General features: G+C 45.0%; 4 protein-coding genes. All 4 read left to right on the top strand.

Annotation, left to right across the window (positions count from 1 at the left end):
• The first annotated feature begins 236 nt into the window (after positions 1–236).
• Positions 237–1,550, top strand: a complete 1,314-nt coding sequence (gene brnQ, locus AACT21_RS05385) for a branched-chain amino acid transport system II carrier protein (RefSeq protein WP_047690133.1) — start codon at positions 237–239, stop codon at positions 1,548–1,550.
• 170 nt (positions 1,551–1,720) lie between these two features.
• A protein-coding gene (gene prfB / locus AACT21_RS05380; protein ID WP_141195272.1) for a peptide chain release factor 2 occupies positions 1,721–2,819 on the top strand; the annotation gives its coding sequence in 2 pieces (ribosomal slippage) (positions 1,721–1,795 and positions 1,797–2,819; 1,098 coding nt in all).
• 33 nt (positions 2,820–2,852) lie between these two features.
• Positions 2,853–4,385, top strand: coding sequence for a lysine--tRNA ligase (lysS, locus tag AACT21_RS05375; RefSeq protein WP_088731814.1), 1,533 nt, complete (start codon positions 2,853–2,855; stop codon positions 4,383–4,385).
• Positions 4,386–4,647: 262 nt separating this feature from the next.
• Positions 4,648–5,928 (top strand): cyclic-di-GMP-binding transcriptional regulator VpsR (gene vpsR / locus AACT21_RS05370; RefSeq protein ID WP_094164565.1); only part of this gene is annotated, 1,281 nt, incomplete at its 3' end.

Raw genomic sequence — 5,928 nt, 5'->3', positions numbered from 1 at the left:
GTTATGAGAGTGTATGAGAAAATGATCAACACATCATTCTTTCTATTTTTTAACATTTAGAGTTTTAAACTGGTTTTTCACCGATATTATAAATTAATGTAGCGTTTTTTGCTTTGCCCTTGCGAAGTCTTGAGTGTTTCGTCATTATTCGCCCTTAATTTTTAGATTTAGATGCGGTTTCAACCTCATCAACAATGCATACACAACATTTATCAAATAATAATTAAGGGTTATCTGTGAAGCAGACGTTAAAACTAACAGATATTATCGCGGTCGGCTTTATGCTTTTCGCGTTTTTCTTGGGTGCTGGTAACATCATCTTTCCGCCAATCGCTGGCCAACTTGCTGGAGAGCATTTACTGCCAGCCATGACTGGCTTCCTCATTACCGCTGTCGGTTTACCATTGATGACGATTATTGCGATTGCTGTCGCGGGTGGTTCTTGGGAGCATTTAACCAAAGATCTGCCTAAACAAGCTGCAACTATCATGGCAGTGATGATCTTTATCATCATTGGTCCTGCCTTTGCAGCACCGCGTACCGGCCTTGTGGCGTATGAAATGGCAGTGAAACCATTTTTCATTGATGCGCAACAATCGCATTTGACACTATTTTCGATTCTCTTTTTTGTCGTTGCGATGTTTTTTGCCTGGTCTCAAGGTCGGCTCATTGACATCATTGGTAAAGTGCTAACTCCTGCTCTATTTGTTGGATTAATTATTTTAGCCGTTGCGGTTTTTGTTGACCCGCAAGGTGAGATGGTGACTGCACAAGGCGAATACCTGACTCAGCCGTTGACGAAAGGTTTCCTTGAAGGCTACAACACCATGGATACGTTTGGCGCACTGATGTTTGGGATGTTAATTGTCGATGCACTGCGTAGCAAAGGCATTACTGAGCGCGCGGCAACCACAAAGTATTTAATCAGCGCGGCGTGCATTGCGGCGGTTGGTTTAGCTTTTGTCTATATTTCACTGTTTTATCTTGGTGCGACAAGCTCTGTGGTCGCTTTTGGTGCAGAAAATGGCGGTGCGGTGCTTAGCCAATATGTGCAAGCGCTGTTTGGCCCTTATGGGCAGATCGTGCTTTCTGTCATCGTGCTACTAGCCTGCCTAACCACGGCAATTGGTTTGATTTCAGCATGTTCAGATTACTTTTGCACATTGACTCCAATTGCGTATAAATCTTGGGTGATCATTATTGGTGTTGCTTGCGCTATCGTGGCAAACGTTGGTTTATCGCAATTGATCACGCTTTCTATCCCCGCACTGTATGCGCTTTATCCAGTCGCGATTGCCTTGATTATGTTGACCTTCTTGAGAGGGAAACTACCAAACCCAGCAGTGGCATACCGTGTAGTGCTACTTGTCTCTTTTCTTTTTGCGTTGATCGACGCGGCAAAAGTGGCTGGCGTTGATGTGTCTGCGTTCAATATGCTGCCACTGTTTGAGGTCGGCATGGGGTGGTTACTTCCGACACTCGCTGCGATGATTTGCATGTTCTTTATTGCAACTACCGTTCAACAAAGTGTGGTTAAAGAAGCGGCATAATCGCGTTTTTACCCGTAAGCATTAAAGAGGCTGAACACGATTGTTCAGCCTCTTTTTTTAGGCGTGCGCCAGCTTTTATTCCAAGAGATCAAACGAATTTTTCCTGTATCTTCGTCACATTTTTAAGTAGAATTCTTCGGTTAAATTCTACTCATAAATGTTGAGCAAACATGTTTGAAATCAATCCTATTAAAAACCGTCTTCAGGATGTGTCAGAGCGCACAAATATCCTGAGGGGGTATCTTTGACTACGACGCTAAGAAAGAGCGTTTAGAAGAAGTGAATGCAGAACTCGAGCAACCCAACGTCTGGACCGAACCTGAGCGTGCACAAGCGCTAGGTAAAGAACGCGCTTCGCTCGAAGCCATTGTCGATACCATTGATCAGTTAGATCAAGGTGTGGATGATGTGGAAGGACTACTGGAACTGGCTATTGAAGCAGAAGACCAAGAAACCTTCGATGAAATTGGCCCTGAACTGGATGAGCTGGAAACTAAGCTTGAACAGCTTGAGTTTCGCCGTATGTTCTCTGGCGATCACGATTCTTCAGATTGCTATATTGATCTGCAGTCTGGTTCGGGCGGCACCGAGGCTCAAGACTGGACATCAATCCTGCTACGCATGTATTTACGTTGGGCAGAAGCGAAAGGCTTTAAGACTGAAGTGATTGAAGTGTCTGAAGGTGATGTTGCTGGCCTAAAAGGCGCAACCGTGCGCATTATCGGTGATTACGCTTATGGCTGGTTACGCACCGAAACTGGCGTACACCGCTTGGTTCGTAAATCCCCATTTGATTCGAGTGGCCGCCGCCATACCTCTTTTGCCTCTGCGTTTATCTATCCTGAGATTGATGAAAATATTGCTATCGACATCAACCCAGCCGATCTTCGTATCGATGTTTATCGCGCTTCGGGAGCGGGTGGTCAGCACGTTAACACCACCGAATCGGCGGTGCGTATTACGCACATTCCAACCAATACCGTTGTTCAATGCCAAAACGATCGTTCGCAGCATAAAAACAAAGACCAAGCGATGAAACAATTGCGTGCAAAACTGTTTGAACTTGAGTTACAAAAGCAGAACGCAGAAAAGCAAGCCAATGAAGATGCGAAATCTGACATTGGCTGGGGAAGCCAAATCCGATCTTATGTATTGGATGACTCCCGAATCAAAGATTTACGCACTGGCGTTGAAAACCGTAATACCCAAGCGGTATTAGATGGTGATTTAGACAAATTTATTGAAGCAAGCCTGAAATCAGGCCTTTAATGCTTTTTTACCGACATATAAGGTACATGTAAAATGACTGATGCTGTTCAAAACGAAATGAATCAAGAGCAAATTGCGCAAGAAGAGAACAAACTCATCGCAGAGCGTCGCAGCAAGCTGGATCACATCCGTAAGAGCTGTAAAGCAAATGGCCACCCAAATGACTTTCGTCGTGACAGCCTTGCGGGCGATCTTCAACAGCAATTCGGTGAAAAGAGCAAAGAAGAGTTAGAAGCCTTAAACCATGTTGTGGCGATTGCAGGTCGTATCATGGCGAAACGTGGCCCTTTCCTTGTTATTCAAGAAACCTCTGGTCGTATTCAAGCTTATGCTTCAAAAGAGGTTCAAACTGAGCTGAAGGAAAAATACCAAGGTCTAGACATTGGTGACATCATCGGCGTGAAAGGTGCGTTGCACAAATCTGGCAAAGGCGATCTTTACGTTAATATGGAAGAGTACGAATTGCTGACAAAGGCACTTCGTCCATTACCAGAGAAGTTCCACGGTTTGACTGACCAAGAGATGCGTTACCGCCAACGTTATGTGGATTTGATTGTTAATGAAAGTTCACGTAATGCGTTCATTGTTCGCTCTAAAGTAATGACTGCAATTCGTAACTTCATGATCTCAAAACAGTTCATGGAAGTAGAAACGCCAATGATGCATGTGATCCCTGGCGGTGCTAGTGCGCGTCCATTCATCACTCACCACAATGCGCTCGACATGCCAATGTACTTGCGTATCGCACCTGAGCTTTACCTTAAGCGTTTAGTTGTGGGTGGCTTTGATCGCGTGTTTGAAATCAACCGTAACTTCCGTAACGAAGGTCTTTCTCCTCGCCATAACCCTGAATTTACTATGATGGAATTCTATATGGCGTACGCAGATTACAATGATCTGATGGACTTTACTGAGGAGTTATTGAGTTCAGTTGCACTTGAAGTTTTGGGTTCGACTTCAATGCCTTATGGTGATGAAACGGTAGAATTTGGTGGTCAATATGCTCGCATGAGTATGTTTGAAGCCATCAAACACTACAACCCAGAGCACGCTCAAATCCAAGCGTTAACTGAACAGGATCTGCAAAACCGTGAGCTCATGGTATCTATCGCGAAATCGGTTCATGTAGACGTTGAACCTTTCTGGACTTGCGGCCAACTGCTTGAAGAGATCTTCGGTGAAACGGCCGAACCTAAGTTGATGCAACCGACCTTCATCACTGGATACCCTGCGGATATTTCACCATTGGCGCGTCGTAGCGATAACAACCCATTCTTCACCGACCGTTTTGAGTTCTTCATCGGTGGTCGTGAAGTCGCCAATGGCTTCTCTGAGCTTAATGATGCTCAAGATCAAGACGAGCGCTTCTTAGCGCAAGTGAATGCCAAAGATGCTGGCGACGATGAAGCCATGTTCTACGATGCTGATTATGTTGTTGCGTTAGAGCACGGTCTCCCACCAACGGCGGGTCAAGGCATTGGTATTGACCGTTTGGTGATGTTACTCACCAACACCCATACGATTCGTGACGTTATCCTCTTCCCTGCGATGCGCCCACAGCAGTAATTGCTACTTTCGTTCCGATAAACCGCCTAAATAGGCGGTTTTTTTTTGCATTAGTCTGAAAAGTTTTGTTCACTAGCGTGGGCTAACAGACAAAAATTTCGAAAGGATTATGAAATAGTTCCCTATATTAAATGGCAAAGCGCTTATTTGTTGTCTAGTCTTATGATTGAGACAGACTACAGCGCCAAGTCTCGTTAATGTAACAGCCGTTTAATGTGCCAAAAGTAGCACTGCATATAAATTTAAAGATAAGGAATAATAGATGGGCACTCAATTCCGAATGGATTCTGTCCCTGGTTCGCTTGTCGTCGTTGGTGGGACATACGAGCCTTGGTTATCTGTACTTGAACAGGTTGGTTGGCGTTGTACACAATGCGCAGATTTACGTAAAGCGGATGCCTTGTTTGCAGAAACAGGCCCATGCATTGGTATTGTTGATTTGAGCCATGATGAATTCAGCCTCAATGGCATTGCAAATTTGGTCAGCAACCATAAACAAGTACGTTGGTTGGCGTTCATTCGCGAATCACAGTTGAGCTCGGATACGATTTGCCAATTCATTGTTAACTTTTGTATCGACTTTTTTACGGCGCCGATTCCCGATGCGCAGCTACTGAGCACCATTGGACATCAACTTGGAATGCTTAAGTTAGAGAAAAAAGTATGGCCACATTATGGAGCAACAGGGGATATTGGTTTAATTGGTGAGTCCACTCCCATGAAGCGCTTGCGTGATCAGATCAAACGCATCGGCCCTACAGATGTCAGTATCCTCATTTATGGGGAAAATGGAACGGGCAAAGAGACGGTCGCGAGAGCGGTACACAAAACCTCGTCTCGCGCACAAAAACCTTTTATTTCAGTGAATTGCCGAGCTTTATCGGAGAGCCGCTTTGAATGTGAGCTATTCGGTATTGGTTGTGAAGACCCATCTCAAACTTCATTATTGGAGCGGGCAGATGGTGGGACGATCCTACTCAAAGATATTCTCACTCTACCTAAAAGCCAACAAGCTAACCTCTTGCGCTTCCTGCAAGAAGGAACGATAGAAACTTCAATGGGTGTCAAAGAGGTGGATGTGCGTATTTTGGCCGCCAACTCTTCCGATATTGAAAAAGCGCTGATTGATGGCAATTTTAACGAAGAGCTGTACCACTATATCAACGTATTGCGTATTAATGTCCCGAGCTTAAAAGAGCGGGCGGGTGATATTGCTTTACTTGCACGCCACTTCTTGCAGGAGTATTCAAAAGAGTTTAACGCGCAGGCGCGCAGTTTTACTGAAGAAGCGGCGCGCTCATTGGCTCGTTATCACTGGCCGGGTAACGTTCGTGAGCTGATGAATCAGATCAAACGTGTGGTGCTGATGTCCGATTCAGTCATGTTGGATGAATTGCAACTCGACTTACCAAAACGCAGTGATGGTAAGCGCAGCCTAAAAAGTATTCGTGAGCGTTCAGAGCGAGATGCGCTATTACTGGTTCTAGAATCCAACTCAGGGCAAGTATCAATGGCCGCCAAAGAGCTAGGTGTATCTAGAGCT

It is taken from the genome of Vibrio sp. V08_P9A1T1, assembly GCF_963874405.1.
In the GTDB taxonomy this organism is placed as follows: domain Bacteria; phylum Pseudomonadota; class Gammaproteobacteria; order Enterobacterales; family Vibrionaceae; genus Vibrio; species Vibrio anguillarum.
This window is presented reverse-complemented; position numbering and strand designations above follow the sequence as displayed.